At 62.6% G+C, this 14,386-nt stretch carries 10 protein-coding genes; 2 read left to right on the top strand and 8 right to left on the bottom strand.

What is annotated here, in order from left to right; genetic code table 11:
* Positions 1-49 precede the first annotated feature (49 nt).
* Together Thiosp_RS21580 and Thiosp_RS21575 are read right to left on the bottom strand one after the other, a co-directional pair.
* A complete protein-coding gene (locus Thiosp_RS21580; RefSeq protein WP_242518679.1) occupies positions 50-256 on the bottom strand; it encodes a hypothetical protein in 207 nt (68 codons plus the stop codon).
* A 492-nt stretch (positions 257-748) separates the two neighbouring features.
* A complete protein-coding gene (locus Thiosp_RS21575; protein WP_201067678.1) occupies positions 749-2,323 on the bottom strand; it encodes a 2-isopropylmalate synthase in 1,575 nt (524 codons plus the stop codon).
* A gap of 385 nt (positions 2,324-2,708) precedes the next feature.
* Between Thiosp_RS21575 and Thiosp_RS21570 the strand changes: the two genes are divergently transcribed.
* On the top strand, positions 2,709-3,287 hold the full coding sequence (locus Thiosp_RS21570) for a Uma2 family endonuclease (protein ID WP_201067677.1): 579 nt from the start codon (positions 2,709-2,711) through the stop codon (positions 3,285-3,287).
* Positions 3,288-3,345: 58 nt separating this feature from the next.
* Here Thiosp_RS21570 and pgi read toward each other — a convergent pair whose 3' ends face one another.
* Together pgi and zwf are read right to left on the bottom strand one after the other, a co-directional pair.
* The gene (pgi, locus tag Thiosp_RS21565) at positions 3,346-4,989 is read right to left on the bottom strand and encodes a glucose-6-phosphate isomerase (RefSeq protein ID WP_201067676.1); all 1,644 of its coding nucleotides are present in this window, start codon (positions 4,987-4,989) and stop codon (positions 3,346-3,348) included.
* A 37-nt stretch (positions 4,990-5,026) separates the two neighbouring features.
* Positions 5,027-6,556: a glucose-6-phosphate dehydrogenase gene (gene zwf, locus Thiosp_RS21560; protein ID WP_201067675.1), complete on the bottom strand. Its 1,530-nt coding sequence runs from the start codon at positions 6,554-6,556 to the stop codon at positions 5,027-5,029.
* Between the two features lie 359 nt (positions 6,557-6,915).
* Here zwf and glgA point away from each other — a divergent pair, with 359 nt between their 5' ends.
* Entirely contained in the window at positions 6,916-8,415 is a 1,500-nt protein-coding gene (gene glgA / locus Thiosp_RS21555) for a glycogen synthase GlgA (RefSeq protein ID WP_201067674.1), read from the top strand.
* A gap of 106 nt (positions 8,416-8,521) precedes the next feature.
* Here glgA and panD read toward each other — a convergent pair whose 3' ends face one another.
* The 4 genes from panD to Thiosp_RS21535 all read right to left on the bottom strand — a co-directional run bounded on the left by panD (position 8,522) and on the right by Thiosp_RS21535 (position 14,380).
* Entirely contained in the window at positions 8,522-8,902 is a 381-nt protein-coding gene (gene panD, locus Thiosp_RS21550; protein WP_201067673.1) for an aspartate 1-decarboxylase, read from the bottom strand.
* A gap of 129 nt (positions 8,903-9,031) precedes the next feature.
* Positions 9,032-9,904, bottom strand: coding sequence for a pyruvate, water dikinase regulatory protein (locus Thiosp_RS21545; RefSeq protein ID WP_201067708.1), 873 nt, complete (start codon positions 9,902-9,904; stop codon positions 9,032-9,034).
* 58 nt (positions 9,905-9,962) lie between these two features.
* Positions 9,963-10,238 carry a HypC/HybG/HupF family hydrogenase formation chaperone gene (locus Thiosp_RS21540; RefSeq protein WP_201067671.1) on the bottom strand — a complete coding sequence of 92 codons (276 nt, stop codon included), beginning with the start codon at positions 10,236-10,238 and terminating at the stop codon, positions 9,963-9,965.
* A 137-nt stretch (positions 10,239-10,375) separates the two neighbouring features.
* Positions 10,376-14,380: a transporter substrate-binding domain-containing protein gene (locus Thiosp_RS21535; protein WP_323696696.1), complete on the bottom strand. Its 4,005-nt coding sequence runs from the start codon at positions 14,378-14,380 to the stop codon at positions 10,376-10,378.
* Positions 14,381-14,386 lie beyond the last annotated feature (6 nt).

The raw sequence follows: 14,386 nt of genomic DNA, 5'->3' as shown, positions 1-14,386 counted from the left end.
TGGCCTCGGCGTCGATCCGCTTGCCGATTTGCTTGCCGAGCTATCGGGCTCAGGTCCAATTCCGGCAGGAGGACTGATCGAGGCGATGGGTGCCCCTGGTGGCAGTGAACCCGGCTGAAGGAATGCGGCGGCAGATGGTGGCACGTGGGTGGGCTGCGGTGAACTCGCGCTTGAAGGTGCTGGCGAGGCGGAGGGCGAGGCAGGTGGAGCTTGGGTAGACGCGGGCGGCGCCGAAGATGATGTTTTTGCAGGCCATGCAGGAGCTGGCCTGCTGTTATCAGTCGAAACCTCGCCAAGAGCAGCGCGCGCGGCGGCCATGCCCGCGAGTCCAGACTTGCCAGCGCTCGGTGATGCACTGGTGCTCCCTTGCCCCGCAGCTGTTTGGGCCGCGCCGACTGACGGAGAGGTTGGTGGGGGCGGAGCGCTTGACGCGAAACCCCGTTGGCTGGCTGATGGAGTCGCTCCAGCCGGCTGAGGAGACGATGCCGTCGCGGGTACTGCGGCTGCCGCAGAGAAAGCAACATCCGCTGTGTGCTCAGGCGCAAAATCCCCTGTGTTCAGCTCGGAGTCAAAGCTGTCGCGGGGGCGCCATGCAACCACGCCCATGGCTTTCAGGTAGCGACGGCTAAGCGCGCGATTCATCGGGCGGATGCTCGCGAGACCGGACGGAAACGACCGCCTATAACAGTCCCCCAACTGGAAGCCCGCGGGCAGCGCCGGCTGACCTTAGGCATCGCGCTGTCGAACCTCAAACATCGCCCTTCTGCGGATGCTCGCGCTCGCGTGGTTGCATGAATTTGTTCGCTGCGTTGATGTACGCCTTTGCCGAGGCGATGACGATATCGGTATCAGCGCCCTGACCATTGGCGATGCGCCCGCCCTTCTCGAGCCGGACGGTCACTTCGCCAAGCGCGTCGGTGCCGCTGGTGATGGCGTTGACGGAGTACAGCTTGAGCGTGGTGCCGCTGGTGATGATGGATTCGATCGCCTTGAAGGTGGCGTCCACCGGACCGCCACCACTGGCGGTGCCCTGAATTTCCTCTCCCTCCAGGATCAGCGTGACCTGCGCCTGCGGGATTTCGCCGGTCTCCGAGCACACGCGCATGGAGCTGAGCTTGACCCGTTCGTTGGTGGCGTCGATGGTGGCATCCGTGACCAGCGCCTGCAGGTCCTCGTCGAAGATCTCGTGCTTCTTGTCGGCTAAGTCCTTAAAACGACTGAAAGCGGCGTTGAGTTCTTCGTCAGAGGCGAAGGCCACACCGAGCTCCAGCAACCGCATGCGAAAGGCATTGCGCCCGGAGTGCTTGCCGAGCACCATGCGGTTCTCGCTCCAGCCAACATCCTGGGCGCGCATGATCTCGTAGGTCTCGCGATGCTTGAGCACGCCATCCTGATGGATACCGGACTCGTGCGCGAAGGCGTTGGCGCCGACAATGGCCTTGTTAGGCTGCACTGGGAAGCCGGTAATGCTGGAGACCAGCCGCGAGCAGGGGACGATTTGGGTGGTGTCCAGGCGGGTCTGGCAGTTGAACAGATCCGGGCGCACCTTCACTGCCATGACGATTTCCTCGAGCGCCGCATTGCCGGCGCGCTCGCCCAAGCCATTGATGGTGCATTCCACCTGACGCGCGCCATTGCGCACGGCAGCCAGGGAGTTAGCGACGGCCAGGCCGAGGTCGTTATGGCAATGGACCGAAAACACCGCCTTGTCGGCATTGGGAATGCGCTCGCGCAGAGTCGCGATCAGCTGTCCAAACTGGTGCGGAATGCCGTAGCCGACGGTATCGGGGATGTTCAGCGTGCGCGCACCGGCATCGATCACCGCCTCAAGAATCCGGCACAGAAAGTCGATCTCCGAGCGGCCGGCGTCCTCGGGCGAAAATTCCACGTCGTCGGTGAATTGGCGCGCGCGCTTGACCGCATGCACTGCTTGCTCAACGACCTGATCGGGCGTCATGCGCAGCTTCTTCTCCATGTGGATTGGAGAGGTGGCGATAAAGGTATGAATGCGCCCCGAGGCCGCATTGCGCAGCGCCTCCCCGGCACGGTCGATGTCCTTGTCGAGCGCGCGGGCCAGACCGCAGATGGTGGAGTCCTTGACCGTCTCGGCCACTGCCTTGACCGCATCGAAGTCCCCCGGGCTGGCAATCGGAAAGCCGGCCTCGATCACATCCACCCGCAGCTTCTCGAGCGCGCGCGCGATGCGCACCTTCTCGTCCTTGGTCATCGAAGCCCCTGGGCTCTGCTCGCCATCGCGCAGGGTGGTGTCGAAGATGATTAATCGGTCTTGCTCGCTGCCTGGATTGCTAATGGGGTCGCTCATGGTCGTGCTCAGTGTGGTTGGTGCGGCAAAAAAGGATGCTGGATCGGGTTGCTGGATCGGTTGCGCCGGCCCGTCGTTTGCGGCGAATGACAAGCCTAAGCTTAACAGGTCGTGCTGCTCAATACCCGGGGGACGCCTTTTGGAAGTTTCGCCGCAAAGTGATGGTGTTTCGTCAGTCGTTGCCCCTTGCGATATGATGCAGTTTCGGCGACTACAGCCTTCAGGGATAAGGGTACGAACAGATGCGTTCAACCCGCCAACGCTGATCGGAAATCCTGATTGGCACCGTCAACCCGGAAGTTGTCACCGCCAGCTTCAGCCGGGTGCTAGGAGATCTCTTGCATCATGAAGGCAGGTGGTCTTGGATATTTGGAGGAGGGTATTCATGCCTGCCTTGGCCTACCAACTGACGCCTTATGACCATCTCGAAGCCCTACCTGAGGGGCTGACGGGGGAGATTCTGAACGGGCAGTTGCATACCCAGCCGCGCCCGAGCGGGCGGCATGGGCGTGCGAGCGTCCTGCTTGATCGGGCGCTTGGGCGCAGCTACGACGATGGCGATGCCGGACCGGGCGGCTGGTGGATACTGATTGAACCCGAGGTCCACTTCATCCGCGACACCGAAGTCGCCGTGCCCGACCTGGCCGGTTGGCGGCGCGAGCGCATGCCGCAGATACCTGACGGCCATCGCTTCGAGGTGGTGCCGGACTGGGTGTGTGAGATTCTCTCGGCCTCCACCGAAAGCAAGGATCGCAACATCAAGATGCCGCTCTATGCCCACTATGGCGTGCCCCATGCCTGGCTGCTCGATCCCCGGCAGCGCCGGCTGGAGGCCTATGCACTGGAGACCCAGGGTGAGCAACCCTCAGGCTGGCGCCTGTTGCTCGAAGCGGGCGGCACGGAGTGCGTGCAGGCGCCGCCCTTCAGCGAGCTGGCGCTGGAGCTGGATGCGCTCTGGGTCTGAGGCATGACTCTTCTGCGGCTGCGGGGCGACCGGGCGCGGCAGGCTTGATTCTCTGTTCTCAGCGATTCTTCAAGTAGTAATCAAGCAACGCGCGGGTTGAGCCGTCGTGATGCTCGGCCATGACGCGGCCTTCTTCAAGCTCTTTCAGGATGACCGTGGCGAGCTGCTTGCCGAGCTCGACGCCCCATTGGTCGAAGGAGTTGATGCCCCAGATCACGCCCTGGCAGAAGATTTTGTGCTCATAGAGCGCGATCAGAGCGCCGAGGGTGCGGGGGGTGACTTCCTCAACGAACAGGGTGTTGGTCGGGCGGTTGCCGTCGAACTGGCGGTGCGGGGCGAGACGCTCGGCCTCGGCGCGCTGCATGCCGGCGGCGAGCATGCCTTCCAGGGCTTCTTCCGCAGTGCGCCCACGCATTAGCGCTTCGGTTTGCGCCAGGCAGTTGGCGAGTAGTTTGATGTGATGGTCGCCAAGCGGGTTGTGGCTGTGCACCGGGGCGATGAAATCGCAGGGGATGAGTTCGGTGCCCTGGTGGATGAGCTGGTAGAAGGCGTGCTGGCCGTCGGTGCCGGGCTGGCCCCAGACCACCGGGCCGGTGGCATAGTCCACCCGCGTGCCGTCGAGGGTGACATGCTTGCCGTTGCTCTCCATGTCGCCCTGCTGGAAGTAGGCAGGGAAATGCTCCAGGTACTGGTCGTAGGGCAAGATGGCCTGGGTCTTGGCACCGGCGAAGTCGATGTACCAGACGCCGAGCAGCGCCATGATGACCGGTAGGTTGTCTTCCAGCGGCGTGTCGCGGAAGTGATTGTCCATCTCGTGCGCGCCATCGAGCAGTTCGACAAAGTTGTCGAAACCGATGGCCAACGCGATCGGCAGACCGATGGCGGACCAGAGTGAATAGCGCCCGCCGACCCAGTCCCAGAAGCCGAACATCTGCTCGGTGTCGATGCCGAAGGCGGCGACCTTCTCGGCATTGGTCGAGACTGCCACGAAGTGCTGGGCGACGGCGGATTCATCCCCGAGCTGATCGACCAGCCAGCGCCGCGCGCTCTGGGCGTTGGTCATGGTCTCCATGGTAGTAAAGGTTTTGGATGCGACGACGAAGAGCGTGGTCTCTGGATTCAGGTGCTTGACGGTCTCGGACAGGTGGGTGCCGTCGATATTGGAGACGAAATGCAGGCGCAGGTCGTCGCGCTGATAGGGCATGAGCGCGGTGCAGACCATCTTGGGGCCGAGGTTGGAGCCGCCGATGCCGATGTTGACCACGTCGGTGATGCGCTTGCCGGTGAAACCGGTCCAGTCGCCATTGCGCACCTGATGGACGAAAAAGCGCATGCGCTCGAGGACTTCGTTGACCTGCGGCATCACGTCCGTGCCATCGACCAGAATCGGCGTGTTGGCGCGGTTGCGCAGTGCAATGTGCAGGACGGCGCGCCCTTCGGTGCTATTGATAGGCTCGCCGGCGAACATGCGCGTGCGCTGGGACTCGACGCCGGCAGCCCGGGCAAGTTCGCGCAGGAGCTTGAATGTTTCCTCTGTGGCGATGTTTTTCGAGTAGTCGAGATGAATGCCGGCGGCCTCGCGCGTCATGCGCGCGGCGCGTTCGTCATCTTGCGCGAACAGCTCACGCATTTTGGTCTGGCTCATCTGTTGCCAGTGCGCAGCCAATGCCTGCCAGGCGGGTGTGGTGTTGATCAGTGCCATGGGGTCGGAGTCCTGTTGCTAATCGCCGGGAGAATTGTCAGTGTTCGACGCTCGGTCCGTCTGGGGTTGGTGCATTCAGCCCATTGCGCCAGTCCTGGTCGTCCTTGTCGAACAACCTGTTGGCCTCGCTCGGGCCCCAGGAACCTGCTGGGTAGGTGTGGATGAACTCGCGCTCGGTCGCCCAGAGTTTGATCACAGGATCGACCACGCGCCAAGCATATTCAACCTCGTCGGAGCGCAGGAAGAGCGAATGATCGCCTGAGATAACATCCAGAATCAACGCCTCGTAGGCGTCGATCTGGTCGCGGCCCATGGTGCAGGTGCTCGCATCCAAGGTTTCGGTCTGGGTGCGCATCTCCAGGCCAGGCTCCTTCACCAGCAGCTCGAAGCGCATGCACTCATTGGGCTGGATGCCGAGCATGAGCCAGTTGGGCCGCAGCTGCTCGATCGCCGTCGTATTAAACAGCTGTTGCGGTGGATGGCGGAAGCGAATGGCGATCAGCGACTGGGTGTCGGCCAGACGCTTGCCCGTGCGCAGATAAAAGGGCACATTGCGCCAGCGCCAGTTGTCGATGTAGAACTTGAGTGCAGCGAAGGTCTCGGTGCTGCTGCGGGCGTCAACCTCGGGCTCCTCGAGGTAACCTGGTACCCGCGCTCCCTCGACCAGGCCGCTGCGGTACTGGGCGCGGAAGGCATGGGCATGGACCGCCTGGCGCGGAATGGCGCGGATGGAACGCAGTACCTTGACCTTTTCATCGCGCAGCGCCTCGGCATCCATGCTCGGTGGTGGTTCCATGGCGACCAGGGTCAGCAGCTGCAACAGATGGCTTTGTATCATGTCGCGCAGGGCGCCAACGCCGTCATAAAAGCCGGCGCGCTGTCCGATGCCGCGGCTCTCGGCATGGGTGATCTGGACGTGATCGATGTAGTTGCGGTTCCAGAGTGGCTCGAACAGCAGGTTGGCGAAGCGAAACACCAGCACATTCTGCACGGTGTTTTTGCCCAGGTAATGATCGATGCGATAGAGCTGATGCTCCTGGAAGTGCCGCCGCAGCCGCTCGCCGAGAATGCGCGCGCTTTCTAGATCGTAGCCAAAAGGCTTTTCCACCACGAGGCGCACCCAGCCGTTATCCTCGCCCGCCAGGCCATTTGCGGCGAGCCGATCGGCCACGTCGCCATAAAATTCGGGGGCGATTGCCAGATAGAACGCCAGGTTGGCCGGCAGGTCGCTTTGGTCGCGCAGCCGCTCAGCCAAGCGCGCAAAGGCGTCGTCGTCACGCAGATTGCCTTCAAAAAAGTGCAGGCGCGCGACCAGGCGTTCGACCAGGTCTGTGTCGGCATTGCCGCCGAGTTGCTCGGCGAGAATCCGACGGACCTCCTCACGCCATTGGGTGTCGGACCAGTCGCGCCGGCCGAACCCCAGAATGCGCGTTTCCGGGGCCAGGTAGCCGCCGCGCTCAAGCCGATAGAGCGCGGGCAGCAATTTGATTTGCGCGAGGTTTCCGGTCGAGCCGAAAATAACGATGGTGCAGGGTGGGTTGCCGGCGGAATTGGGCGCCATGGTCATGGCTGTCTCCAGTGAAACGGTGGCGGGCAGATTGGCCTGGCCCGTATTTTGCTGTCTATTGTGACAGATGTGTTGCTTCTTGCTGCGCAGGCCATGACGCTGAGAATTTGCGCATTTGACATGGGTAAACTCCAGGCGGATTCACAGTGTTGGGCCGGGCCGGGTGAACCCAAGGGGTACAATCGGCATCAAAGCAGTCGCTGGCCTCATGTGATACCTTGTCTCGCATCACTATCCATTGATCACAGCGTCTGTCAATCGGTGACTCCCCTAGATGTGCGTCGGCAGATGTGCGTCAGGCGATCGCCGGAACAGGCAATTGGACAATACGTTTTCAGGGGTTGGGTCTGATGTTAAGCATGATTCGAGAACGCGCTGATGGTGAAGTGGGTTTCGACGTGCTCTTTGCCAGTAGCGAGGCCTTACCGCTGATCAAGACCGGCGGACTGGCTGATGTGGCCGGCAGCCTGCCAGTGGCATTGCGCTCGCTGGGATACGATGCCCGCTTGATACTCCCCGCCTATCCGCGCGCCCTAAAGCAGGTGCGCGAACTGCGTGCGGTCTGTGAGCTGCGCCTTCCTGGTGCGCTAAGTCCGGTGCGCCTGCTCAGTGGCTTTATGCCGGATCGCGACCTCCCGGTGTATTTAGTGGATGCGCCTGAGCATTTTTGTCGCGAGGGCAACCCTTATACCGACGTGAGCGGGCGCGACTGGGGCGACAATGCTGAGCGTTTTCTGTTGTTCAGCTGGGCCGTGGCGACCGTGGCCATGGGCGTGCCGGCACTCAACTGGCGCCCCCAATTGGTGCATTGCAATGATTGGCAGACGGCGCTGGCGCCGGCTTTGCTGCGCGATCAGGACGAACGCCCGGCAACGGTGTTCACCATCCATAATCTGGCCTATCAGGGCCTGTTTGACCGCGCCACCTTCGATCGGCTCAAGCTGCAGCCGGCGCTCTGGTCAGTGGCTGGGCTCGAGTTCCATCAGCGCCTGTCCTTTATCAAAGGGGGCATCGTGTTTGCCGATTGCGTGAATACGGTCAGCCCGACCTACGCCGATGAGGTCCGTACCACTCATTTCGGTTGCGGGCTCGATGGCCTGCTGCGCCAGATTGGCAGGCGCTTCCAGGGGATTCTCAATGGGATGGACTACCAGATCTGGAATCCGGCGACCGATCCGGCGCTGACCCAACCCTATGACATCGACAACGTGCATCTCAAAACGGGTAATAAGCTTGAGGTGCAGCGACTGTTTAACTTGCCGCACGATGAGAACGCCTTCGTGCTCGGCTACATCGGCCGACTGGTGGAGCAGAAGGGCGTCGATCTGATCGTCGATATGCTCCCGCGCCTGCTTGAGGACCCAAGTGTTCAGGTGGTGTTGCAGGGTTCCGGGGAGGCAAGCCTGGAGCTGATGCTCAGACGCGTTGCCGAAGCCCATCCGGACCGGGTTGGCGTCTATGTCGGTTACGACGAGGGGCGTGCGCATCTAATTGAGGGCGGTTGCGATGCTTTTCTGATGCCGTCTCGCTTCGAGCCCTGCGGCCTGAATCAAATGTACAGCCTGCGCTACGGGTGTGTCCCCATTGTGCGGCGCACCGGCGGGCTGGCGGATACCGTGAGCGACGGCGCTCGGGGACCGGCCACCGGTTTTCTGTTCGATGAGCCGAGCGCGGATGCCCTGCTCGCCAAGGTACGCGAGGCCATTCATCTGTGCCGCAATGATCAGGACGCCTGGCGCGCGATGATGCGCGCGGGCATGGAGCAGGACATGAGCTGGCAAGCCAGTGCGCGGCGGTATCAGAGCTATTACGCGGAGGCCCTGGCGGCACGTCAGGGACTGGAGCGAGCCCTGGCTTGATGCGCGGGGGCTTGACGCGCGGGGGCTTGACGCACGGGGACGCGTGATAATCGGCGTCGTTGCCGCGCGCTCGTTTTCAGGCTGGCGGCAAGTGCATCGGCCGCGCTTAGGCCGCCTGGGCGGTGATTCGATCGGCGGTGCCGGTGACTTCATTGTGCGCGTTGCAATAGACCAGCTTGGGCTGATGCATGCGCGCCTCGGCCTCGGTCAGGGCGACATAGGTGCAGATGATCAGGCGATCCTGCGGAGAGGCTTTGTGCGCTGCCGCGCCATTGACTGAAATAATGCGCGAGCCTGGCTCGGCCGGAATGGCGTAGGTGGTGAAACGCTCCCCATTGGCCAGGTTGTAGATGTGCAGCTGCTCGAACTCGAGAATTCCGCCAAGCTCCAGCAGTGACGCGTCGATCGCGCAGGAGCCCTCGTAGTCGAGCTCCGCGTGGGTAACGCAGGCACGATGCAGTTTGCTTTTCAGCATGGTCAGTTGCATGCAGAGTCTCCATCGGGGAAGTTGGGCGCCATTTTCGCCGCCCGCTCCCCAGCTTGGCAAGCGGGGCACGGGCCAGAGCCAGGCCCAGAACCAGTCTCAGGCCATCAGCGTGGGGGCGCGAACTCCGAGTCAGTCACCGTTGTCCGAGGTGTTTTTTAGCTGACGTAGAATCTGCGCGGCGATCTCTTCGATGGATTGGCTGGTGGTATTGAGCACCGGAACCTTCAGGCCTTTGAACATATCCGTCGCGACGCGCAGCTCGAGCTGGCAGCGTCGCAGTGACGCATAGTCGCTGCCAGGGCGACGCTCTTCGCGGATGCGCTGCAGGCGCTGGGCGTCGATGGTCAAGCCGAACAGCTTTGCGCGCATCTCGCGCACCTCTTCGGGCAGGTCGCCGCGTTCGAGATCGGGCTCCGTGATGGGGTAATTGGCCGCGCGCAGCCCGTAATGCATGGCGAGATACAGACAGGTCGGCGTTTTGCCGGAGCGCGATACGCCAGAGAGGATGACATCGGCGTGGCGGAAGTTGCCAGGCTTCATGCCATCGTCGCTGTTCATTGCAAAGTTGATGGCCTCAATGCGCTTGGTGTAATAGCTTGGCTTAGTGATCGCATGACTGCGACCCGGCTCGCGACTGGGTTTCATCCCAAGTTCTGCGCCAAGCGGTAAGACAAAATGCTCGAAGACTTCGATATAAAAGCAGTTGCCTGCGCGCACAATCTCGCCAATGCTCTGATCCAGCATGGTGGCGACGCAGATCGGCCGCGCGCCGTCGCGCTCGCTGGCCTCCTGCATGCGCACCGTCAGCGCCCGCGCGCGTGCCTCGGTGTTGATGTAGGGCATGTAGACTTCCTCGAACTCAACGCCGTCAAACTGTGACAGCAAACTTTGTCCGAGGGTCTCGGCCGTGATGCCGGTGCTTTCAGAGACAAAAAAGACCGTTCGCCTTGGGCTCTGTGCCGGTTGGTTGTTGGTCAGGCCGTGGGGAGTTCCGGCGTTCATGGGCTGGCTGCTCATGTGCTGCGGCTGATGGGCTTGCTGTGGGGTCCGCGTTCGGCGTTCAAGCCCGCCCTTCCTTTCTGGCGTCGAGAAGATTCGCGGGAGCTTCGCCATCCATGACCGCGAGCATTTCGTCATATAGCGCCCAAGCGGTCGCCGCGTCCTCGGCGCTGACGCGGTCAATCGCGCGGCCAAGATGGACGACGATATAGTCGCCAATGCTGAGCTCCTCATGCATGAGCATCAGCAGGTTGGCATCGCGCTCGACGCCTTTTGCCTCGCAGCGCGCGACCAGGCCATCAATGGCTTTGATTTGCATCGGAATACCAAGACACATGCCGCTGCTCTCCGTTGTCGCTCAATTTGTCCGCCCCTTGGGTAAGACTAAGTCCGCCGATAGGTTGCTGGCAAGTGCTGCTCGTTAAAGGGCTGCTCATTAAAGAGCTGGCCATTGATGTCGGCGACTTGCCGCTTTCACCCCGGTGCAACCCGGGCTTTTTCTTGCAGCCTTGCAAGCAGGGTTCTGAGGGTGTCGAACTGATAGGTGCTGATCGCATCAGCCAGCGCGCGGAAATCGGCCGGCTCCAGCGCAGCAATCAGCAAGGTGCGTTCGGCGAGAAAATCGTCTTCGATGCTCGCTTCGTCGGTGGCCGCCTTGGCGGCCAGGGATTCCAGCAGCGGAAGTATCCGCGCCAAACTGGCACCTTCCTGGGGCTGCGCGGCGTCACTGGCCAAAACATCTGGCTCGGCTGTAAGGCTAGTCGCCGGGTTTGAGGCTAGGCTCGAGGCGGTCTCCCTGGCAGCTGCGGGTCGACTCGGCGACTCCGCCCCGTCAAGCTGCTTGGCAATCGCGGCAGTGGTCGCGCGTGGCAACCTCAGTCTGACCGTAAACACACTGCCGACATCCGGCTGGCTGTCGACAGCGATGGTGCCGCCCATCAGTTCAGTCAGCCGCTTGCAGATGGACAATCCCAGGCCGGTGCCGCCATAGCTGCGGGTGGTGGAACTGTCAGCTTGCTGGAAGGGCTCGAACAGCTGCGCCATTAGCTCGGGGCCGATGCCGATTCCGGTGTCGCTGACACGGAAAACGAGTACAGCCGGCTCGGCATCCGTGGCGTCACTGGCGCGGGCTGGGGACTCGACCCGGATGACGACCTCGCCGCGCTGAGTGAACTTCACGGCGTTCGTGGCCAGATTCATCAGCACCTGAGTCAGGCGCAACGGATCGCCTTCGAGTTGGTCCGGCACCCCCTCGGCGCGCTCGAGGCGGAAATCCAGCCCCCTTTCACTGGCCTGATGGCCAGCGACGGTGGCGACATTGTCGAGCACCTCGCTCAACGAGAAGGAGACCTGCTGGAGCTGCATCTGCGCGGCCTCGACCTTGGATAAGTCGAGAATATCGTTGAGCAGTGCAAGCAGATTGCGCGCTGCGGTCTGGGCTTTGTCCAGGTAGTCACGCAAGCGTTCGTCGAGGTCTTGGTCCAGCGCCAGATGCAGCATGCCGAGAATGGCGTTCATCGGCGTGCGGATTTCATGGCTCATGTTGGTGAGGAAATCGCTTTTGGCTTGACTGGCCGCCTCGGCGCGCACTTGGGCCTCGCGCAGCCGCGCCTCTAAAGCGCGCTGTTCGGTCTGATCCAGCGTCATGCCATCAATGCGAACAACACGTCCGTGACCATCGCGAACCGGGCGGGGAAAGGTCATCAGGTGACGCGGACTGCCGGCCAGTTCATAGTCGATCGCGAGCGGGGGCGGAATCTCGCCGCGCAGACAGGCTGCCATGGCCTCGTGTGCGCGCTGCAGCGATGCGGCTGTCCAGACGCCGATCTCGCTCCAGTTCATGCCAATCATGGTGGCGCGGTCGAGACCGAAGAGTTCGCTGGCGCTGTCACTGATATAGGTGAACTGACCTTCTGTGGTCATGGAATAAAAGTGATAGGCCCGCCCGGCCGATTCAACCATGCCGCGATAGTGCTGTTCGCTGTCGGCCAGCACCCGCTCAGCGTGGCGACGCTTGTTGATCTCACGCGCCAGGCTGCGGTTCCACAGCAGTACCAGCAGTAGCACCAGCGCAGCGATGGCAGAGATTTGCACCACCAGCCGGTAGTCCGGGCGTGGCTCGGGCTGCTCACGCATCCAGCGGCTCTGGATCGCCTCGCGCTCGACCGGCGACATCGCGTCCAGCGCCTGCTCCAGAATCTCGATCAGCATCGGCCAGCTTGGGCGCGCCGCCATCGAGAGCTGGTAGGCGTAGGGGGTATCGCCCGCGACGCGAATCTGAAACAGCTTCTCGCGCGCAATGGCCTGGCTGATGGCGAACAGGTTGCCAACCAAGGCATCGCCCTGACCCTCTGCCAGCGCCCGCACAGCCGCGCGGACATCGCGCACCCGCACCAGCTGGATATCCGGATGCTCAGCGGCCAGCCACTCCTGAGTGGCGTGGCCTTCGATCACGATGACGCGCTTGCCGTCCAAGGCTTGCAAGCGGTCGATCAGCGGCGTCTCAACGCGCGCGAAGATGGCAACCGGAAACTCCAGATAGGGCGAGGTAAAGAGAAAATGTCCCTGGCGCTCAGGCGTCTCAGCCACCGCTGGCAGCAGATCGATACGGCTCTGCTCCAGTGCGGCCATGGCCGCCGGCCAGTCGGCGACGGGCACCGGCTCGAAGCGCACGCCAAGTCGCTTGCCGATGCGCTTGAGATAGTCCGGGGCGATGCCGGCGGGCTGATCCTGATGGTCGTAGAACCCAACCGGCGGCCAGTCGGCACTGACGGCATAGCGGATCACTGGATGCGCATTAAGCCAGCGGCGTTGCTCCGGGGTCAGTGCCGGCGTCGCCTGTGGCGGCTGGAGCGGTAACGGATCGCCCAGCCAGCGGCGCTGGATGCGCGTCCAATCGGCGGCCGGGATGGCGCGCAGGGCTTTGTTCAGAATACCAACCAGCTCGGGCCAGTCGTTGCGGATCGACATCAGCACCGGATACTGGCTATCAGCCAGCGTGCCAGTCGCGCGAAAAGAGAGTACGGCGTGCTGTCGACGCCACCATTCCAGATCGACCCCACCGATCAGTACATCCACCTCGCCCTCGATCAGAGCCTCGGCCATGGCCTGGTTGTTCGCCAAGGGCACCAGAGTCAGTTCTGGCCCCTCGGCGAGCAGATACTCGACCTTCTTCATGCCGGCCAGATAGCCGACGCGCAGGCCAGCAAGCTGTTCGCGCTGCGTCAGCGGCGGATCATCAACCCGGCGATAGAGGCTGAAAAATCCCTGATACAGCCGATCGGTATAAAGAAAGTGGCGATCCCAGGTCGGGTTCGGCGTGGAGCTGGCGAGTCCGTCGATCTCGTGCGCTATCGCCTGCTCGGTCACCCGGCTCCAGTCCGGATCGACCTGGAGCCGCAGACGGCCATCAAGCAGGCGATTGAGCCGATCCAGAATATCCACGACCAGTCCGGATTGCTGTCCATCCGGCCCAATGAGGACATCGGGTTGGAACTGATCGGTGATACCCAGCACGATCTCCTCATGCTCGGCGAGCCAGGCGCGCTCAGCCGCTGTCAACGCCAGGGATGTGGGTGCAGGGGCGGCATCGAGCGAGCCCAGCCAGGATTCACGAATCGCCGCGTGTTCGGCCATCGAGATGCTGGCGAGCCCCAAATTGAGGATCTCGACCAGCTCCGGCCAGTCCTTGCGAATCGCGGTCACAACATCGTAGGCACCCTGATCGAGAATAGCGGCCATACCAAAGCCGACCAAGGTATTCTCGCGCCGCCACCAGTCAAAGGTCCCATCGGCCACCACGCAATCCACCTCGCCGGCGACCAGCGCTGCCGCCAGGGCGGGATTGCTGTCGTAGCGCACCACCTCGATGTCGCGCGGATAGTCCGCTAGCACCCCATTGATATGCTTGAGCCCGCGTATCACGCCGACGCGCTGACCGAAAAGCGCACTGATATCGGTCGAGGCGAGCGCATCACCTTCACGCACGAAAACATAGAGCTGGGTACGCAGAATGGGATCGGTCAGCAGGAAACGCTCAAGCCAGAACGGCAGCCGGGCGACGGCCAGCAGACCGTCAATCTCGCCGGCCAGTGCCTGTTCGGTGACCTCGGACCAGTCCGGAGCAGCCTGCAGGCGGATGTCGGTGCCGAGTCGCTGGTTCAGCAGATCGAGAATATCCTTGAGGATTCCGGTCAGCTCGCCGTCTGGATCGCGCATCAGCGCTGGGGGCCACTGATCCGAGCCACCCAGCACGATGTCTGGGTGATCCGCCAGCCAGGCCTGCTGCGCCGGACTGAGCGTTAGGCGCTGCGATCCCGCCGCATCCAGGTCAGCCATGGCAGGGCGCTCGGTAGCCAGCACCGGCAGTGACAGCAGCAGACCGAGCAGCCCGGCCATGGCCAACACTGTGGCCAACACTGTGGCCAACACCATGGCCTGCATTAGCATCGCGCGCCAGCGGGCGGGGGCAGTGCCCACGGCCTC

The organism is Thiorhodovibrio litoralis (assembly GCF_033954455.1).
Classification (GTDB): Bacteria; Pseudomonadota; Gammaproteobacteria; order Chromatiales; family Chromatiaceae; genus Thiorhodovibrio; species Thiorhodovibrio litoralis.
The sequence above is the reverse complement of the archived record's forward strand: the minus strand, read 5'-3'. Positions and strand labels throughout refer to the sequence as shown.

Bases quoted from the DNA above. Each gene is read 5' to 3' on its own strand.
- Thiosp_RS21575 (WP_201067678.1), bottom strand. From the start codon at position 2,323: ATGAGCGACCCCATTAGCAATCCAGGCAGCGAGCAAGACCGATTAATC.
- Thiosp_RS21545 (WP_201067708.1), bottom strand. From the start codon at position 9,904: ATGAACGCCGGAACTCCCCACGGCCTGACCAACAACCAACCGGCACAG.
- Thiosp_RS21570 (WP_201067677.1), top strand. From the start codon at position 2,709: ATGCCTGCCTTGGCCTACCAACTGACGCCTTATGACCATCTCGAAGCC.
- Thiosp_RS21540 (WP_201067671.1), bottom strand. From the start codon at position 10,238: ATGTGTCTTGGTATTCCGATGCAAATCAAAGCCATTGATGGCCTGGTC.
- zwf (WP_201067675.1), bottom strand. From the start codon at position 6,556: ATGACCATGGCGCCCAATTCCGCCGGCAACCCACCCTGCACCATCGTT.
- Thiosp_RS21580 (WP_242518679.1), bottom strand. From the start codon at position 256: ATGGCCTGCAAAAACATCATCTTCGGCGCCGCCCGCGTCTACCCAAGC.
- pgi (WP_201067676.1), bottom strand. From the start codon at position 4,989: ATGGCACTGATCAACACCACACCCGCCTGGCAGGCATTGGCTGCGCAC.
- panD (WP_201067673.1), bottom strand. From the start codon at position 8,902: ATGCAACTGACCATGCTGAAAAGCAAACTGCATCGTGCCTGCGTTACC.
- glgA (WP_201067674.1), top strand. From the start codon at position 6,916: ATGATTCGAGAACGCGCTGATGGTGAAGTGGGTTTCGACGTGCTCTTT.